At 71.6% G+C, this 17,824-nt stretch carries 14 protein-coding genes; 8 read left to right on the top strand and 6 right to left on the bottom strand.

Features of this window, described 5'->3' with window-relative positions:
* Window positions 1–108: 108 nt before the first annotated feature.
* From FBZ33_RS06155 to FBZ33_RS06170, 4 genes are all read right to left on the bottom strand, one after another.
* The gene (locus tag FBZ33_RS06155; protein ID WP_141908307.1) at window positions 109–981 is read right to left on the bottom strand and encodes an amino acid ABC transporter permease; all 873 of its coding nucleotides are present in this window, start codon (window positions 979–981) and stop codon (window positions 109–111) included.
* A 43-nt stretch (window positions 982–1,024) separates the two neighbouring features.
* Entirely contained in the window at window positions 1,025–1,681 is a 657-nt protein-coding gene (locus tag FBZ33_RS06160; protein WP_099851350.1) for an amino acid ABC transporter permease, read from the bottom strand.
* A gap of 79 nt (window positions 1,682–1,760) precedes the next feature.
* Window positions 1,761–2,696, bottom strand: a complete 936-nt coding sequence (locus FBZ33_RS06165) for a glutamate ABC transporter substrate-binding protein (RefSeq protein WP_099851352.1) — start codon at window positions 2,694–2,696, stop codon at window positions 1,761–1,763.
* Window positions 2,697–2,753: 57 nt separating this feature from the next.
* Window positions 2,754–3,509: an amino acid ABC transporter ATP-binding protein gene (locus FBZ33_RS06170; RefSeq protein ID WP_099851354.1), complete on the bottom strand. Its 756-nt coding sequence runs from the start codon at window positions 3,507–3,509 to the stop codon at window positions 2,754–2,756.
* A gap of 195 nt (window positions 3,510–3,704) precedes the next feature.
* Here FBZ33_RS06170 and selD point away from each other — a divergent pair, with 195 nt between their 5' ends.
* Window positions 3,705–4,694, top strand: a complete 990-nt coding sequence (selD, locus tag FBZ33_RS06175; protein WP_141908308.1) for a selenide, water dikinase SelD — start codon at window positions 3,705–3,707, stop codon at window positions 4,692–4,694.
* A 251-nt stretch (window positions 4,695–4,945) separates the two neighbouring features.
* Window positions 4,946–5,425, top strand: coding sequence for a hypothetical protein (locus tag FBZ33_RS06180; protein ID WP_141908309.1), 480 nt, complete (start codon window positions 4,946–4,948; stop codon window positions 5,423–5,425).
* Window positions 5,426–5,491: 66 nt separating this feature from the next.
* Here FBZ33_RS06180 and FBZ33_RS06185 read toward each other — a convergent pair whose 3' ends face one another.
* Window positions 5,492–5,740, bottom strand: a complete 249-nt coding sequence (locus FBZ33_RS06185; protein WP_088946765.1) for a DUF2277 family protein — start codon at window positions 5,738–5,740, stop codon at window positions 5,492–5,494.
* A 404-nt stretch (window positions 5,741–6,144) separates the two neighbouring features.
* Between FBZ33_RS06185 and FBZ33_RS06190 the strand changes: the two genes are divergently transcribed.
* Genes FBZ33_RS06190 through fxsT form a run of 5 tightly spaced genes read left to right on the top strand, consistent with a single transcriptional unit; the run spans window position 6,145 to window position 15,066 of the window.
* The gene (locus FBZ33_RS06190) at window positions 6,145–8,418 is read left to right on the top strand and encodes an FxsB family cyclophane-forming radical SAM/SPASM peptide maturase (protein ID WP_255508729.1); all 2,274 of its coding nucleotides are present in this window, start codon (window positions 6,145–6,147) and stop codon (window positions 8,416–8,418) included.
* On the top strand, window positions 8,402–9,226 hold the full coding sequence (locus tag FBZ33_RS06195; protein WP_255508730.1) for an aminoglycoside N(3)-acetyltransferase: 825 nt from the start codon (window positions 8,402–8,404) through the stop codon (window positions 9,224–9,226). Before FBZ33_RS06190 ends, FBZ33_RS06195 begins: the two co-directional genes overlap by 17 nt.
* Before the next feature lie 16 nt (window positions 9,227–9,242).
* A complete protein-coding gene (locus tag FBZ33_RS06200) occupies window positions 9,243–9,932 on the top strand; it encodes a TIR-like protein FxsC (RefSeq protein ID WP_141908311.1) in 690 nt (229 codons plus the stop codon).
* Window positions 9,929–11,200, top strand: coding sequence for a TIR-like protein FxsC (locus tag FBZ33_RS06205; RefSeq protein ID WP_141908312.1), 1,272 nt, complete (start codon window positions 9,929–9,931; stop codon window positions 11,198–11,200). The genes FBZ33_RS06200 and FBZ33_RS06205 overlap by 4 nt, the downstream gene beginning before the upstream one ends.
* The gene (gene fxsT / locus FBZ33_RS06210; protein WP_141908313.1) at window positions 11,197–15,066 is read left to right on the top strand and encodes an FxSxx-COOH system tetratricopeptide repeat protein; all 3,870 of its coding nucleotides are present in this window, start codon (window positions 11,197–11,199) and stop codon (window positions 15,064–15,066) included. Before FBZ33_RS06205 ends, fxsT begins: the two co-directional genes overlap by 4 nt.
* Window positions 15,067–15,131: 65 nt before the next feature.
* On the opposite strand, the gene FBZ33_RS06215 is transcribed toward fxsT, so the two are convergent.
* Complete coding sequence (locus FBZ33_RS06215; RefSeq protein ID WP_255508731.1) at window positions 15,132–16,040, bottom strand: alpha/beta fold hydrolase; 909 nt, start codon at window positions 16,038–16,040, stop codon at window positions 15,132–15,134.
* A gap of 220 nt (window positions 16,041–16,260) precedes the next feature.
* On the opposite strand from FBZ33_RS06215, the gene miaB reads away from it, so the two are divergent.
* A complete protein-coding gene (gene miaB, locus FBZ33_RS06220) occupies window positions 16,261–17,754 on the top strand; it encodes a tRNA (N6-isopentenyl adenosine(37)-C2)-methylthiotransferase MiaB (protein ID WP_141908315.1) in 1,494 nt (497 codons plus the stop codon).
* The last annotated feature ends 70 nt before the right edge of the window (window positions 17,755–17,824 follow it).

Here is a 17,824-nt window from a genome sequence, read left to right on the forward strand (position 1 = left end):
ACAGCTCGTACCGAAGCGGCGCAGGGAATGACCTGTGGTCACATCCCTGCGCCGCTTCGGCAGATACCAACGCCCGGTCCTGAGCGGACCGGAAACAGGACCAACTGGTCACACCATCCGGGCGGCGTCTTCGCCCGCGTCCTGTGCGGGTAGCACCTTTGCCGCCGTCCGTGGAGTCCGGCTCATCCGCTTCTGCAACCACCAGGCCAGGGCGGACAGCGCACCGCAGATGGCGATGTAGATCGCTCCGACGACCAGGTAGGTCGGCACGTACGGCAGGCCGAACGGCAATCGGCCGCCAATCTGCTTACCCACGAAGAGCAGCTCGGGGTAGGTGATGATGAAGCCCAGCGCGGTGTCCTTGAGCAGCACGACGAGCTGGCTGACGATCGCGGGGAGCATCGCCCGGACCGCCTGCGGCAGCAGGATCAGCCGTAGCACCTGGTTCTTGCGCAGACCGACCGCGTACGCCCCCTCGGTCTGCCCGTACGGGACCGCGTTGATGCCGGCCCGGAAGATCTCCGCGAGCACCGAGCCGTTGTAGAGCACCAGCCCGATGACCAACGCCCAGAGCTTGTCGATCGACCAGCCGTACTGCAGCGGCACGTAGTACCCGAAGAAGATCAGAATCAGCAGTGGAATCGCCCGGAACAGCTCCACCACGAAGGTGGCCGGGGTGCGCAGAACCCACTTGTCGCTCAGTCGGGCGCTGGCGAAGACCGCCCCGAAGAGCAGTGCCAGGATCGCAGCGATGCCGGCAGCCTTGAGCGTGGCCCACAGTCCGCCCAGCAGCTCGCGCTGCACCGACGCGTACTGCAGTTGCTCCCACTTACGGGACTCGAACTGGCCGGTGTCGGCGAACTTGTAGCCGATGTAGGCGAGCAGGGCGATGATGCCGGCGGTGGAGGCCACGCCCAGGATCGCGTTACGCCGTTTGGCACGGGGCCCGGGCAGGTCATAGAGGATCGACGCCTGGCTCAACTCAGCCACCTCTCGTTCACGACTGCGGGGGTCGCAAGCTCACTCACCGGGCGATCCTCCACTTGCGCTCCAGGAACCGCTGCAGGGTCACGAGCGGCAGGATCAGGATCAGGAAGCCGATGGTGATCCAGAGCAGGACGGCGAACTGTGGCTCGCCCCGCTCAGCCATGTACGCGGGGATCGCGCCGGCCTCCAGGACCGAGAAACCGGCGGCGATGGTGGTGTTCTTCAGCATCGCGATGAACACGCTCATCATCGGCGGGACCATCGCCCGCAGCGCCTGCGGTAGCACGATGAGCGTGAGTACCTGACCGAAGGTCATGCCCAGCGCGCGGGCCGCCTCGGCCTGGCCGGCGGCGACCGTGTTGACGCCGGAGCGGATCACCTCGCACACGAACGCCGAGGTGTAGACCGTCAGCGCGATGGCGGCGCTGGCGAAGTAGTCGATGTTGACGTCCAGCTTCGGCACCGCGAACACGAGGAACGCGAAGACCAGCGTCAGAGGGGTGTTGCGCACCAGGTTGACGTATGTGGCGCCGAACGCCCGCAGCGCCGGCACGGGGGAGACCCGCATCGCGCCGAGCAGCGTGCCGAGGACGAGGCTGCCGACCGCGGCGATCAGGAAAAGTTTGACGGTGTTGGTGAACCCGTCAACGAACAGTTGCCCGTTGTCCGTCAGTACGCGGAAGAACTCGCCCATGCCTCGCTCTCAGTCCTCGGACGAGCGCCGGACGGGGACGAGCCCCGCCCGGCGCCGTAACTCGTGTCGAGCCGGTCGGTCAGTACCGCTCGAGGGTCGGCGGGGTGCCCGCCGAGCCGGACTTGCCGAGCGTTCCGTCGTAGATCTTCTGCCAGGTGCCGTTGCCGAACGACGCCTCGATCTGGTTGTTGACGTAATCGCGCAGCGCCTTGTCGTCCTTCGGCAGGCCGATGCCGTACTTCTCGGTGCTGAACGGCTGGCCGACCACCTTGAGCTCGGTCGGGCTCTGCGCCGCGTAGCCCTTGAGGATGGCGTCGTCGGTGGTGACGGCGTCGACCTTCTTGTCGAGCAGCTGCGAGACGCACTCCGAGTAGGTCTTGAACTCGACGATGTTGTTCGCCTCGGTCAGTCCCTCGTCCCGGATCTTCTGGATTGGGGTCGAGCCGGTGGCCGAGCAGACCTTCTTGCCCTTGAGGCTGTCCTTGCCCGTGATCGACGTCTCGTCCTTGCGGACCAGCAGGTCCTGGCCGGCGACGAAGTACGGACCGGCGAAGGAGATGTCGTTCTTGCGCTTGTCCGTGATCGAGTAGGTGCCGACGTAGTAGTCGACCTCACCACCCTTGATCGCGGTCTCCCGGTTGGCCGACGCGATCTCCTTGTACTCGATCTTCGCCGGGTCGATGCCCAGCGTGCTCGCCACGTACTGGGCGATCTCGATGTCGAAGCCGCACCGCTTGCCCTGGGCGTCCTTGTAGCCGAGGTTCGGCTGGTCGAACTTGACGCCGACCGAGACCTTGCCCGCCGTCTTGATCTTCTCGAAGGTCGGGCTGCCGGCGACAGCGGCGTCCGTCTTCGGGGTGAAGGTCGCACCGGAGGCCTGGCAGGTGTCGGACTGGGCGCCACCGGAGGCGCTTCCGCCCGCGCTGGGGGTCGGCTCGCCCTCCTTGCCGCAGGCCGCGGCCGACAGGGCGAGGGAGGCCATCATGGCGACCGCCGCCACGCGCTTCATACGCATACTCTTCTCCTTCTTCAACGGAGCCCACCAAGGTTCGGCATGCTCCACTACGGACGCCTAGTGCGTGAGGATCTTGGAGAGGAAGTCCTTGGCCCGGTCGCTGCGCGGGTTCTCGAAGAACTCGGCCGGGGACGCGTCCTCGACGAGCTTGCCGTCGGCCATGAAGATGACCCGGTTCGCCGCGTGCCGGGCGAAGCCCATCTCGTGCGTGACCACGACCATCGTCATGCCGTCGCTGGCCAGCGAGGTCATCACGTCGAGCACCTCGCCGACCATCTCCGGGTCCAGCGCGCTGGTCGGCTCGTCGAAGAGCATCGCCTTGGGCTGCATGGCCAGCGCCCGGGCGATGGCCGCCCGCTGCTGCTGACCGCCGGAGAGCTGGGCGGGGAACTTGTCCGCCTGGTTGGCGATGCCGACCCGGTCGAGCAGAGCCAGGCCGCGCTCGCGGGCGGCGGTCGGCTTCTCCTTGCGGACCTTGATCGGGCCGAGGGTGACGTTCTCCAGGATGGTCTTGTGCGCGAAGAGGTTGAAGGACTGGAAGACCATCCCCACCTCGCTGCGCAGCTTCGCGAGGGGCTTGCCCTCGGCCGGAAGCGGCTGGCCGTCGAAGGTGATGGTGCCGGAATTGATCGGCTCCAGTCGGTTGATGGCGCGGCACAGCGTCGACTTGCCGGAGCCGGACGGGCCGATCACCACGACCACCTCGCCCCGACCCACCGACAGCGAGACGTCGTCCAGCACGTGCAGCGGCCCGAACCACTTGTTGACCGCGTCCAGCACGATGAGCGGTTCGCCCGTCGTCACGTCGTCCACCGTCCCCTGTCATCTCCCGGATCGGGGTCGGTTGACCCCCGGTGCGGCCACTGTAGGCGGCCTGATGTGGCGGAATGCAACTCAGCGGGTCACGGAGCGGTAACACCGGCCATGATCGGCCTCGGTCGTCCGATTCTGGTCACCGTAAGGGCCACAACGGTGGCGATCGTGGCGCCTTGTCGCGATCATGGGTGGATGACCGAACCGGTACGGCTGACCCGTTACGCCCGCGGCGGCGGCTGCGCCTGCAAGATCCCGCCGGGCGAGCTTGAGATCATGGTGGCCGGTCTCGGCCCGGCAACCGGCACCGCCGAGTTGCTGGTCGGGCTGGATCACGGCGACGACGCGGCGGTGGTGCGCCTTGACGAGCGGACCGGCCTGGTCAGCACCGCCGACTTCTTCACCCCGGTGGTCGACGACGCGTACGACTGGGGTCGGATCGCCGCGGCCAACGCGCTCTCCGACGTGTACGCGATGGGCGGCACCCCGCTTATCGCGCTCAACCTGCTGTGCTGGCCGCGCGACGTGCTGCCGATGGAGTTGGCCGGCGAGGTCCTGCGCGGGGGGCAGGACGTGGCGCGCGAGGCCGGCTGCCACCTGGCGGGTGGGCACAGCGTGGACGACGACGGCCCGAAGTACGGCCTCGCGGTCACCGGCACGGTCCGGCCGGAAGAGCTCATCACCCTGGACGCCGGGCGGGCCGGGACGCCGTTGTCCCTGACGAAGCCCCTCGGGGTCGGTGTGCTGAACACCCGGCACAAGACCACCGGCGAGAGCTTTCCGGAGGCGGTGGCCACGATGAGCGCCCTCAACCGGGACGCCGCCCGCGCGGCGGTCGCCGCCGGCATCCGCTGTGGCACCGACGTGACCGGGTTCGGGTTGCTCGGGCACGCCTCGAAACTGGCCCGGGCCAGCCAGGTCACCGTGGCCATCGACACGGCCCGGGTGCCCTATCTGGCGGGGGCGCGGGAGGCGCTGCGCGACGGCCACGTCAGCGGCGGCAGCCGGCGCAACCTGGAGTGGGTGACCCCGTGGACCGACTTCGGGGCGGCGGGCGAGGACGAACGGCTGCTGCTGGCCGACGCGCAGACCTCCGGCGGCCTGCTGGTGGCCGGAGAGGTGCCCGGCGCACCGGTGGTGGGCGAGTTGCTGCCCCGGGGCGAGCACCTCGTCGTCCTGCGCTGACCCAACCCGGCCGGCACATCGTTCGACCTGCGGTTGTGGTCGTCGGACACGCGGCTGCGATGGTGCGGATCGGGCACCATACCCGATAAACTGTCACCTTCCCGCTACTCCGAGCAATGCTGCTCAGGGAAATTTTGCCCGGAATGGTCACAGACCGGTAACTTGCCCCCGGCTGGGGTCAAATGCCCCCCACCATCGTGTGTAAGGCCCGATTCGGAGGCCGGTGGGGACGAACGCAGCGAGGAGGCGGAATGACCGAGCTGTGGAACTGGAGAATCGACGGGGCTCAACCCGTGGAGGTCTACCCGGCGCTGGCCGAGGCGCTTGGCCGGGTGGTGATGCCGCTGGCGGTGGCCGACCCGGCCCGGTTGCCGGCGTACGCGGTGGTGTGTGACGTCTGGCAGGCGCCGGGCGAGTTCGCGACGGTGGTGGACTGCTACGGGGTGCCCGATCAGCTCCACGAGCACGCCAGCATCGCCGCGCTCGCACGACTGCTGGGCCGCAACTGCCTGTTGCGCGACGACACGCTCGACGCGGGCCGGCACCTGCTCGTGGCTCCGGACGGCACGGTCCGTCCGGTGCACTTCGACGTGCGGGACACCGACGACGGTGAGGTGCTCAGCAGGTGGCGGCTCTGCACGCTGGGCGACCCGGGCTGCCGGGGCTGGTCGCAGTGTCACCGCTCACGGTGGGCGCCCGACACGGTCGCCCCGGCGCTCGCCGCGGCCTGACCCTCTCCAGGGTCAGGTCCCGGTCGGCCGGGGGTGCCGCGCCGGTCCGTCAGACAGGGCTGGCGGTCAGTGGGAGGCGGTGGCCTGCCGGTCCGGGGTGCCCGAGCCGGCACCCCGCACCACCAACTGGTCGAGCAGGGTGCGGGTCGCCTCGGCCACGGTGGCCACCGCGGCGTCGAACGCGGCGGCGTTGTGCGCGGCGGGCGCCCGGAAGCCAGAGATCTTCCGGACGTACTGCAGCGCCGCCGCCTCGACGTCCGCGTCGGTCACCTGCGGGGTGAACGGCTCACGCAAGGTCTTGATGCTCCGGCACATGTGCGCTCCTCTCGGGTTGCCACTCGTGGTGCCGATGGCTGTACCGACGGTGACACTGGGTCGATATTTGTCTATCCTGGTCACGGACCAGAGCCTTTCGAGCCATTCTCGCCGCTCGCGCCCCCAGCGCCCCGGGCCCCCGGAGACTCATTGTGGACCATGCCCCCACCCGCTCACCCCGTCCCGACCCAGATGACCTCGCACGCAGCCTGCACACCCCGTTGGATCGGATCGCCGTCGAGCACGCCGATCTGATCGAGGCGATCCGCAGGCGCGTCGTCGCGGCCCAATCGGTGCCGTCCGGCAGCGTGCCCGTCGCCGCCTTCAACTCGTCCATCTGAGCGATGGTCTGCCGGTGCGGTGCGCCCGGAGCGGGCGGATCCTGCCGGCCGATCAGCCAGTTCGTGCTGAAGGTGCACAGTCGGTGCGACCTCAGCTGCGACCACTGCTACGTCTACCAGCACGCCGACCAGACCTGGCGGGGCCGACCGGTGCGGATGCCACCGGCGACGGTCCGCGCCGCCGCACGGCGCATTGCCGAGCACGCCCGCGAGCACGAGGTGCCGGACGTGCACGTGGTGCTGCACGGCGGTGAGCCGCTGCTGCTGGGTGCCGCCGGGCTGCGCGAGGTGCTGGCCGAGCTGCGGGCCGCGATCACCCCGTGGACGCGGCTCGACCTGCGCATGCAGACCAACGGTGTGCTGCTCGACGAGGAGCTGTGCCAACTGCTCGTCGACTACGACGTGCGGGTCGGTGTGTCGTTCGACGGCGACCGTGCCGCCAACGACCGCCACCGGGTCTTCGCCCACGGCGGCAGCAGCCACGACCAGGTCCGGCGGGCCCTGGCCCTGCTCCGGCGACCGGCGTACCGCAGCAGCTACGCCGGCATCCTCTGCACTGTCGACGTCCGCAACGATCCCGACCGGGTCTACGAGGCGCTGCTGGCCGAGAGCCCGCCCCGGGTCGACCTGCTGCTGCCCCACGCCACCTGGGACCACCCACCGGAGCGTCCCGGCCCCGGCTCCACCCCGTACGCGGACTGGCTGGGGCGGATCCACCGGCGGTGGGTGGACGACGGGCGCCCCGGGTCGATCCGGCTGTTCGAGGCGCTGATCCCGGGTGGCGGCGGCACCGAGGCGTTCGGCCTCGCGCCGGCCGACGTGCTGGTGGTCGAGGCCGACGGCACCTGGGAGCAGGTCGACTCGCTGAAGACGGCATACCACGGCGCGGCCGGCACCGGGTTCGACGTGTTCGACCATTCGGTGGACGAGGCCGCCCGGCATCCCGGGGTGGCCATCCGGCAGGACGGCGTGCAGGGGCTCTGTGCCACCTGCCGGGCCTGCCCGGTGGTCGACCGGTGCGGCGGTGGCCTGTACGCCCACCGCTGGCGCACCGGCTCCGGCTTCGACAACCCCTCGGTCTACTGCGCCGACCTGCTCCGCCTGATCGACACTGTGGACACCTACCCGGCGCCCGACCACGTCGCGCCGAGCGTGTGGTCCGCCGCCTCTCCGGCCGATGACCTGCTGGACGACCTCGCGACCGGGCACGGGTCGCCGCAGACCGTGAGACGACTCGCCGACGACCAGTTGGCCATCACCCGGATGCTGTTGGCGGCCTGTCGGGAGTTGTCCGACAGCGCGGCCGCCTGGGAGGTGCTCGCCGACCTTGAGCTGAAGGCGCCGGAGGCGGTCCGAGCGGTCCTGGAGCACCCCTTCGTCCGCCCGTGGCTGGTGCACCGCCTCGACCCGTCGGCCCGGTCCGGCGCCCGCGCGGCTACCGACCCCCTGCCGGCCGTCGCCGTCGCCGCGGCCGTCCGGGTGGGCGTCGCCGTCACTGTGGACGTCCCGGTGCGGGCCGACGCGATCACGGTGCCCACGCTCGGCAGCCTGCTGCTGCCCGGTCTGGGGGAGCGCGCCGAGGTGACCGTCCTGCCCGGTGGGTTCCGGGTCCGCGGCGGGTCGGCGGACCGGACCGTCCTCCTCGACACTGTCGAGCCGTCGGCCGGCTGGCGACCGGTGCGCGACGTGCCGACGCCGGCTGGTCGGCTGTCCATCGAGGACGGCGACCCGTACCGGGACTGCTACGGCCAGCCGGTGGCGTCGCGCCTGGACAACCCGGCCGCGCAGGCGTTGGGCCGTACCCTGGTCGAGGCCTGGCAGATCGTGCGCCGGGACGTGCCGGCGCACGCGGCGGCGCTCGACGGCGGTCTGCGCGCCGTCGTGCCGCTGGCACCCGACCCGGCGCGACCACTGCGCAGCGCGACCGCCCGGCACGCGTTCGGTGCGGTCGCCGTCACCCCCCATCCGGACCCGGAGACGATGGCGGTGCTGCTCGTGCACGAATGGCAGCACGCGAAACTCGGTGCCGTGCTCGACCGGTACGACCTGGTGGCACCCGGGCACAGCCCCCGGATCACGGTGCCGTGGCGCCCCGACCCGCGGCCACCCGAGGGGGTCCTCCAGGGGGTGTACGCCCACCTGGCCGTCACCCAGGTGTGGCGGGCCCGAGCGGCGACCGGCGGCGGGGAAGCGTCGGCCCACGCCGCCCGTTACCTGGCGTGGACCCGGGACGGCGCCGACGCGCTGCTGGCCAGCCGGTCGCTCACCGCGGCCGGTGAGCGGTTCGTCGGTCAGCTGCGCCACGCCCTGGAGGAGACCCGTGTCGGGTCCCGATGAACGGCATCCGCCCGCCCTGGGCCGTCCCCACCTCGCCGATGATCTGCGAGCGCTGGGCGTACGCCCAGGTGTGTGCCTCCTGGTGCACTGCGGTCTGCGCCGGGTGGGCCCGCTGGAGCACGGCCCCGCGACCCTCGCCGGCGCCCTGCGGGACGTCCTCGGCCCGGCCGGCACGCTGCTGGTGCCCACCCAGACCGACGGCAACTCGACCACCTCCCGGGCCCACCTGGCGGCTGTCGCCGGGATGGACCGGGCGCAACGCGAGCGGTACGAGGCGGCGCTGCCGGGCTGGGACCGCCAGACGACGCCCTCGCAGCGGATGGGCGTGCTCGCCGAGTACGTCCGCTGTGCCCCAGGTGCGGTGCGCAGTGACCATCCTCAGACCTCGTTCGCCGCGCTCGGCCCTCGGGCCCGGCAGCTCACCGACGGCCACGACCTCACCTGCCACCTGGGAGAACGCTCACCGGTGGGTGGCCTGTACGCGGCCGACGGGCAGATCCTGCTGCTCGGCCTCGGTTACGAGGCGTGCAGCGCCCTGCACCTGGCCGAGTACCGACTGCCGGTGCCGACGCCGGAGCGCGACTACCGCTGTTTCCGGCTCGTCGACGGCCGCCGCGTACGCCTCGACTTCCGCGGGCTCGACCTGGACGACCGCGACTTTCCCCGGGTGGGTGCCGCGCTCGACGGCACACCGATCGTCCGGCACGGGCGGGTCGGGCGGGCCCAGGCTCGCCTGCTGCCGGCGCGAGCCGCCGTGGACTTCGCGGTCGGCTGGTTCGCCGCGAATCGCCTGGCGGCGCAGCGTTGACGCGGGGACTACGCTGATGTTCCGGCCGCGTGGGGAGGGCGGAGGGCTGAGCACAGTGGACGCACCCTCCAGACTGCGCGCCCCGCTCTTCTTCATCAGCTACTCCCGGGCCCCGGTCGGCCGCGCCACCGGCAAACCCGCCGAGTACGTCTCCCGGTTCTTCGAGGACCTCTCCGTCCACGTCAGTGAGCTGGTCGGCCCGGTGACCGGAGTGGACGCCGGCTTTCTGGACAGCTCCATCGCCGGCGGTGAACGGTGGAGCCCGGAGCTGCTCCAGGCCGCCGGCACCTGCCAGGTCTTCGTCCCGCTGGTGTCCAGCGCGCTGCTCGGCAGTGACTGGTGCGGCCGGGAGTGGGATGCGTTCTCCCGCCGGACGATCGTCCCGCGGCACAGCTCCGCCTCGCCCCACGAGACGGCCATCGTGCCGGTCACCTGGTCGCCGACGAACGGCACGGCGCTGCCCCGGGTGCTCCGCGACATCCAACGGTTCACCCCGACCGCCGTGCCGGATCCCGACATCGCGGTGCACTACCAGCGGGATGGGGTCTACGGGTTGCTGACCATGCAGTGGGAGAACGCGTACCGGGCGGTGGTCTGGCGGCTCGCCCAGCGGATCGTGGCGATCCACCGGTCGTACGTGGTGCAGCCCTGGGTGCCGGCGAGTGTGGACGAACTGTGCAACCGGTTCACCGAGGAGCCGGGATGAGCCCGCCGACGGACCGGCGCCGACCGGCAGCGCGCGGGACGTACTTCTTCCTCAGCTACGCCCACTCGGCGCCCCCGCCGGGCGCCCGCGCCGACGCCGACGTCTGGGTCGGCCAGTTCTTCGCCGACCTGTCCGACGAGGTGCGGCGCCAGGCGCGACCAGTGGCGGGGATGCGGATCGGTTTCTTCGACCAGCACATCCCGTTGGGTGCCGACTGGAAGGCGGCTCTCGCGGAGGCGCTGGGCGACGCCGAGGTCTTCGTTCCGCTCTACTCGCCCGGCTACTTCAGTCGCCCGTGGGCGTTGGGGGAGCAGGAGTCCTTCCGGGCCCGGCTGACCGCTGCCGGGTCGGCCCGGCTGACCGCCGGCCACCTCACCCCGGTGCTGTGGATCCCGTTCCCACCGTGGGAGGCGCATCCGGAGCTGGACGGCGCCCTGGACCTGGGCCGGGACGTCCCGGCGTACGCCGAGGACGGCCTGCGGGCGTTCTGCATGCTGGCCTCCTACCGGGCACAGTACGAGCTTCTGCTGAGCCGCCTGGCCAGCCGGATCGTGCACACCGCCGAGCGGCGACCGCTGGGCCCGTCCCGCGCGCCGGGCCTCGACGAGGTCGTCCGCCCGGGGCCGACCGACCCGGACTTCGTCGTCGCCGTCCTGGCGCCGACCCGGGACCACCTGCCGACCGATCGCGACCCCGCCGGCTACGCGGCCAGCGGCCGGCTGTGGCGACCGTACGGGCGCCGCCAGGAGCTGCCCGCCGCCGAGTACGCGGCCAGCACCGCCGAGCGGCTCGGGCTGTCCGCCCGCACGGCGGACTTCGCGCAGGCCGCCGGGCTGCTCGATCGCCGACCGGCCGTGCTGCTTGTCGACCCGTGGATCGCGGCCTCGCCGGACGCCGCCGCGATGCTCGCCGGCCAGCTGCACGGCCTGCGGGAGTGGGTGGTTCCACTGGTGGTCACCGACGACGACGACACCCAGGACGCCAGCCGGTGGGCGACCGAGGTGACGCAACTGCTGCACGACGCCGGCCTGCCCCAGGTCAAGCGGGCGTGCAGCATGCCGGAGTTCGTCGACCTGATGCCGGCGCTGGTCACCGAGGCTCGCCGTCAGTTCCTCAAGTACGGCCCGGTGGTTCCCTTCGAACCGCCGCCGGAGCCGGTGCCGAGCCTGCGTGACGGCCTGCCGCCGGCCGGCTCGACCGCCACCCCCGATCCCGCGTCCACGCCTGACGATCCGGCACCATTGCGTCCCCACGGAGAAAACCGATGAACAACGATCGCGAAGGCCAGGTCGTCACCTTCTACTCGTTCAAGGGTGGGACGGGCCGGACGATGGCGTTGGCCAATGTGGCCTGGATCCTCGCGGCCAGTGGCCGGCGGGTGCTCGTCGCCGACTGGGACCTCGAGTCACCCGGCCTGCACCGCTTCTTCCACCCGTTCCTCGACGCCGAGGCGATCCAGGGCACCAGCGGTGTGATCGACATGATCCGCGACTACGAGTGGGAGACCACCCGGGTCGACGACCGACCGGACCGCTGGATGGAGCAGTACGCCCGGGTGGGGCGGCACGCCTTCTCGCTGCGCTGGAACTTCCCCGACGGCGGGGGTCTGGACTTCCTCTCCGCGGGCCGGCAGAACAGCGACTACGCCGTCTCGGTGAGCGGGCTGGACTGGGACAACTTCTACAACCGGCTGGGCGGTGCGCAGTTCTTCGAAGCGCTGCGGGCGGACATGAAGCGCCAGTACGACTTCACCCTGATCGACAGCCGGACGGGGTTGAGCGACGTCGCCGACATCTGCACCCTGCACCTTCCGGACACGCTGGTCGACTGTTTCACGCTCAGTGACCAGGGCATCGACGGTGCGGCCCGGGTGGCGCACTCGGTACGCGACAGGTACCGGCGGCGCGACATCCGCGTCCTGCCGGTGCCGATGCGCGTCGACCAGGCTGAGAAGGAGCGGGCCGAGGCGGGTCGTCTGCTGGCCATGCGGCGGTTCGCCGGGTTGCCCGCGGGCATGACCGAGGCCGAACGGCGGCGCTACTGGGCTGCCGTCGAGGTCCCGTACCGGCCGTTCTACGCGTACGAGGAGACACTGGCGACGTTCGGGGACCCGCCCGGCTCGCCCACGTCGCTGCTGGCCGCGTTCGAGACGTTGACCGGGATCCTCACCGACGGCGCGGTGACCGCGCTGCCGCTGATGGACGAGTCGGTGCGGGAGCGGGGCAAGGCCCGTTTCCGTCGACGCACCGAGGCGATCGACGACCAGATCGTGCTCCGGTGTGCGCCGGAGGACGCCATCTGGGCCGAGTGGCTGGAGCGGGTGCTCAGCTCGGCCGGGTTGCGGGTGGTGGAGCCCACCGCCGCCGTCGGGTCCGCGGGCACGCCCGCGCCGCGCACGCTGACGGTGGTCTCGCCGGCCTACGTGGCAACGCCGTCCGGCGGTCTGCCCGACCGGGACACCAGCACCGGTTCCACGGCGCTCGCCGTGTACGTCGCCGACCTGCGCCCGCTGGCGGAGTTCCCCTCCCAGAGCTCCACCAACCTGGTCAATGTGAGCGCGGCGACCGCCGTGGAGCGGGTGTTGCGGCTGGTCGGCCGGCCGGTGCCGTCGTCGGCGGACGGCCCGGCGGGCGGGAGCACCCGTTTTCCCGGCACCGAGCCGTTGATCTTCAACGCCCCCAACCGGAACGCCCGGTTCACCGGCCGGGAGGACGACCTGGCCCAGCTGCGCGCGCAACTACAGAGCGGGGGCAGCGCGGTGGTGCTGCCGGTCGCCCTCCAGGGCATGGGCGGCGTCGGAAAGACGCAGGTGGCCCTGGAGTACGTGCACCGTTACAAGACCGCGTACGACGTGGTCTGGTGGATCGTGGCGGACCCGCCGCAGTTCGTCGACACCGCCCTGGCCGACCTCGCCAGCCGCCTCGGCATCCTCGCCGGGCCGACCGTGCCCGACACGGTCCGGTCCGTGTTGCAGGTGCTGGGCCGGGGCGAGCCGTACGAGCGGTGGCTCGTCGTGCTCGACAACGCCGAGGAGCTCGACCAGATCGAGCCCTTCCTGCCCCAGGGCCCCGGGCACGTCCTGCTGACCTCGCGCAACCGCGCCTGGGGTGACCGGGCGAACCCGATCCAGGTGGACGTCTTCAACCGCACCGAGAGCGTCGCGCACCTCGCCCAGCGGGTGCCCACGATCAGCGCCGAGGAGGCCGACCGGGTGGCCGAGGCGCTCGGCGACCTGCCGATCGCGGTGGCGGCTGCCGGCGCGTGGTTGGCCGACACCGGCACGTCGGTCGCCGACTACCTGCGACAGATCGAGCGGCACGGCCCCAGCGCGCTCTCCGTCGAGGCGACCTGGGACCTGTCGCTGAACCGGCTGCTCGACCAGGCGCCCGCCGCGTACCGGCTGTTGCAGCTCTGCTCGGTGCTGGCCCCGGAGATCGCGCTGGAGCTGATCTACAGCGACGAGATGGCGGCGGCCCTCGTGCCGTTCGACCCGTCGGTGTCGGAACGGCTCGTCCGCGGTGCGCTGGTCCAGCAGATCAACCGGCTCGCCCTGCTCAAACTCGACGTCCAGGGCGGCCGGGTCCAGGTGCACCGGTTGTTGCAGGCGGTCGTACGCGACCGGATGACCGACGACGAGATCGACGCGGCCCGACACCAGGTGCACCTGGTGCTGGCGGCGTCCCGGCCCCGCGGTGACGTGGACGACCCGACCACCTGGCCCCGGCTGCGGATGCTCTGGCCGCACCTGGAGGTCTCCGAGGCGTTGAACTGCCCCGACGAGTCGGTGTGTCAGCTGCTCATCGACCGGGTCCGCTACCTGTGGCAGCGCGGCGGTCTGGACCAGGCCGACGGGTTCAGCCAGGAGGTGGACGAGACCTGGTCCGCCCGGCTCGGCGACACGCACGAAGAGGTCGAGGCGTCCGCACTGGGTCGACAGTTGCTGCATCTGCGCTTCAACCGCGCGAACATCCTGCGCAGCCTGGGCCGCTTCGACGAGGCCCGGGACCTGGACGAGGCGGTGCTGGCCGAGCAACGCCGGCTGCTCGGCCCGATGCACCCGCACAGTCTGATGACCGCCGGCAGCCTCGGCGGTGACCTGCGCGCGCTCGGCCGGTACGCCGAGGCGCTGGAACGGGACCGGTCCACGTACGCCTCCTGGCTCCAGGTCTTCGGCGAGGACCACCCCCGGACGTTGAGCGCGGCCAACAACCTCGCCGTCTCCTACCGGCTGGTCGGCGACTACCGGTCCGCCCGCAGGTGGGACGACGAGGTGCACCAGCGGCGGCGGCTGGTGCTCGGCCCCACCCACCCGTACACCCTGGTTTCCGCCGTGCGTCTGGGCAGCGACCTGCGGGAAGCCGGTGAGTACGAGCGGTCGGTCACCCTGCTGCGCACCGTGTACGACACGTACTGCGAGGTGCTCGGGCCGGACGACGGCCAGAGTCTCGCCGCGCAGGTCAACCTGGCGGTGTCCCTGCGCAGCGCCGGTCGGGGAGCCGAGGCCGCGCCGATGTTCGAGACGGCCTACCGCGAGCTCGACGAACGCTTCGGGCCGGACAACCCGGACACGGTGGCGTGCCGGTCGAGCCGCGCGGCGAACCTGCTGGCCGTCGGCGACGCGGCGAGAGCGTTCACCGAGATGACCGCCGTGAGCCAGGCGTACGAGGAGCAACTGCGTCTCGGCCCGGAGCACCCGCACACGCTGGCGACGCTGAGCAACCTCTCCGCCGCCGAGCGCGCGCTCGGGCGCAGGTCGGATGCCCGTGCGTCGGCGGCCCGGGCCTCCGGCGAGCTGCGCAAGGTGCTCGGCCCCGACCACCCGCACACCCTCGCCGCGGACGTGAACCACGCGGTGTGCCTCGCCGAGGAGGGGGAGTGGGACTCGGCGCGGGAACGACTGCGGGAGACCGCCGATCGCCTGGCCACGGTGATCGGCGCGGAGCACCCCGACACGCTGCGCTGCCTCGGTGATCTCGCCCTGGTGTCGAGGCGGGCCGGTGGCGAGGCCCCCGCCGAGGACGTCGGCGCGGTGGCGGACCGGCTCGCCGAGGTGATCGGCCCGGAGCATCCGACAGTGCAGACCCTGCGTGAGCGGCGGTTCGTCGTCCGGGTGATCGACCCGCACACGATCTGACCGGGGTGGGTCCGGCGGGGTGGGTCAGGCCCGCCCCGCCGGGCCGAGCACTGAACGACTGTCGGTCAGACCCGCGGGGTGGTCGCGAGGTCCGGCGTGGCCAGCCAGCTGAGGGTCTGCGGCAGGATCTCCACAGCGCCGAAGTGCGCGGCGCCGGGCTGCACCTGGACCTCGGCCCGCGAGATCTGCGACGCGAGCCAGTGGGAGTGCTCCACCGGCGAGAAGCGATCCTGCTCGCCGTGCCAGAGCCGGACCTCCGCGCGGATGGCGCTCAGGTCGAACCCCCAGCCACGCCGTATCGCCAGCACGTCGTCGATCCAGCCCTCGGGGCCGTGCCGCAACGCCTCGGAGTACATGTCGGTCAGCAGTCGGCGGATCGCGACGTCGTCGACGACCCGGATGTCCTCGTCGGGCAACTGGGGGCGTAGGAAGTCCAGCAGCGTCATCGGGTCCCGCCGGGCCTCCTCCGCGCGGACCTTCAGGTTGAGCGTGAGCTCGGCCAGGTCCTCGTCGGCCTGCCCGTAGTCCTCCACGTTCGACTCGGCCATCCCGGCGTACCAGTCCAGGTCGGGTGCGCCGGCCGGGGCGAGCCCCACCAGCACGGCGGCCCGGGTGACCCGGTCCGGCAGCAACGCCGCGCAGGCCAGAGCGTGTGGACCGCCACCCGACCGGCCCACCACCGCGAACCGCTCGATGCCGAGGTCGTCGGCGATCGCCGCCACGTCGGCGGCGGCGTCGGCGACCCGCCGACCCTCGTGCCGATCGGAGTCGCCGTAACCGGGGCGGTCGTAGCAGACGAGGTGCACGCCGAGGCGGTAGACGACGATGCCCCGGGGCCGAGGGCCGCTGCGGCTGCCCGGGGTGCCGTGCAGCAGGAAGACCGCAGGACCGTCCGGCGAGCCGGAGGTCTCCACCGCGAGGTGTCGCCCGTCCGGGGTGGTGACGGTGCGCTGTGCCGCATCTTGTCGCGTCACGGTTGGCCTCCCGCGGGTCGTCATGTGCTCCCCCGTGAATGGAGCCGCGCATTGTCGGCGCTGAGTGCAAAGCCCCCGAAACCGCCCAGAACACATTCTTGTTGTGCAGCGTACTGCCCGTCGTGGATGCCCGCTATGGGCCGCCGGGTCAATGCCGGTGGGTTGGGGCCGCCGAACGGGCCGCTACCCTGGTAGCCCGAGGGGAAGGGGCACCAAGAGGGTGGCTAGGACCTACAACGTCGTGACGTACGGCTGCCAGATGAACGTGCACGACTCCGAGCGCATCTCCGGCCTGCTCGAACAGGCCGGCTACGTGCGCGCGGTGCCCGCCGACGACACCCCGGACATCGTCGTCTTCAACACCTGCGCCGTCCGGGAGAACGCCGACAACCGGCTCTACGGCAACCTCGGTCGGCTGCGCCCGGTGAAGGACAAGCACCCCGGGATGCAGATCGCGGTCGGCGGCTGCCTGGCCCAGAAGGACCGAGGCGAGATCGTTCGCAAGGCGCCCTGGGTGGACGTGGTCTTCGGCACCCACAACATCGGCTCGCTGCCGGTGCTGCTGGAGCGGGCCCGGCACAACGCTGCCGCCGAGGTGGAGATCCTGGAGTCCCTCGACGTCTTCCCCTCCACGCTGCCCACCCGCCGCGAGTCCACGTACGCCGGGTGGGTGTCGATCTCGGTCGGCTGCAACAACACCTGCACCTTCTGCATCGTGCCCGCGCTGCGCGGCAAGGAGAAGGACCGCCGTCCCGGCGACATCCTCTCCGAGGTGCGCGCGCTGGTCGACGAGGGCGTGCTGGAGGTGACCCTGCTCGGGCAGAACGTCAACTCCTACGGGGTGGAGTTCGGCGACCGGTACGCGTTCGGCAAGCTGCTGCGGGCCTGCGGTGACATCGACGGGTTGGAGCGGGTCCGGTTCACCAGCCCGCACCCGAAGGACTTCACCGACGACGTGATCGCCGCGATGGCCGAGACGCCGAACGTCTGCCACTCGCTGCACATGCCGTTGCAGTCCGGCTCCGACGACGTGCTCCGGGCGATGCGCCGGTCCTACCGCTCCGAGCGCTACCTGGGGATCATCGAGAAGGTCCGGGCGGCGATGCCGGACGCGGCGATCACCACCGACATCATCGTCGGCTTCCCGGGTGAGACCGAGGCCGACTTCCAGCGCACCCTGGACGTGGTCCGCGAGGCCCGGTTCTCCTCGGCCTTCACCTTCCAGTACTCGAAGCGCCCCGGCACCCCCGCCGCGACCATGGACGACCAGTTGCCCAAGCAGGTCGTGCAGGAGCGCTACGAGCGGCTGATCGAAACCGTCGAGGAGATCACCTGGGCGGAGAACAAGCGCCTGGTGGGCGAGACCGTCGAGGTGCTGGTCGCGGTCGGCGAGGGCCGCAAGGACGAGCGCACCGGTCGGATGTCCGGTCGGGCCCGCGACGGCCGGCTCGTGCACTTCGCGACCGACACCGCGGACGGGGAGTCGCTGGCCGACCAGATCCGCCCGGGTGACATCGTGCACACCACGATCACGTACGCCGCGCCGCACCACCTCAACGCCGACGGCGCGCCGGTGGCGCACCGGCGGACCCGGGCCGGCGACGCGGCCGAGGCGGGGCGCTCCCCGCGTACCCCCGGGGTGTTGCTCGGTCTGCCCACGATCGGCGCACCGCCGGTCGCTGCCACACCGACCGCCGGCTGCGCCACCCACTGAGCGCGGGAGGGCCCCTTGTCGTCGCGCGACGACAAGGGGCCCCTCGTTCAGACCGTGACCCGACCGGCGC

The organism is Micromonospora sp. A202, from assembly GCF_006715105.1.
Classification (GTDB): Bacteria; Actinomycetota; Actinomycetes; order Mycobacteriales; family Micromonosporaceae; genus Micromonospora; species Micromonospora zamorensis.

What these genes read in the sequence shown, in the direction of transcription:
- FBZ33_RS06160 (WP_099851350.1), bottom strand. Translation starts at nt 1,681, where the DNA reads ATGGGCGAGTTCTTCCGCGTACTGACGGACAACGGGCAACTGTTCGTT.
- FBZ33_RS06165 (WP_099851352.1), bottom strand. Translation starts at nt 2,696, where the DNA reads ATGCGTATGAAGCGCGTGGCGGCGGTCGCCATGATGGCCTCCCTCGCC.
- selD (WP_141908308.1), top strand. Translation starts at nt 3,705, where the DNA reads ATGACCGAACCGGTACGGCTGACCCGTTACGCCCGCGGCGGCGGCTGC.
- FBZ33_RS06180 (WP_141908309.1), top strand. Translation starts at nt 4,946, where the DNA reads ATGACCGAGCTGTGGAACTGGAGAATCGACGGGGCTCAACCCGTGGAG.
- FBZ33_RS06185 (WP_088946765.1), bottom strand. Translation starts at nt 5,740, where the DNA reads ATGTGCCGGAGCATCAAGACCTTGCGTGAGCCGTTCACCCCGCAGGTG.
- FBZ33_RS06200 (WP_141908311.1), top strand. Translation starts at nt 9,243, where the DNA reads ATGTTCCGGCCGCGTGGGGAGGGCGGAGGGCTGAGCACAGTGGACGCA.
- FBZ33_RS06205 (WP_141908312.1), top strand. Translation starts at nt 9,929, where the DNA reads ATGAGCCCGCCGACGGACCGGCGCCGACCGGCAGCGCGCGGGACGTAC.
- fxsT (WP_141908313.1), top strand. Translation starts at nt 11,197, where the DNA reads ATGAACAACGATCGCGAAGGCCAGGTCGTCACCTTCTACTCGTTCAAG.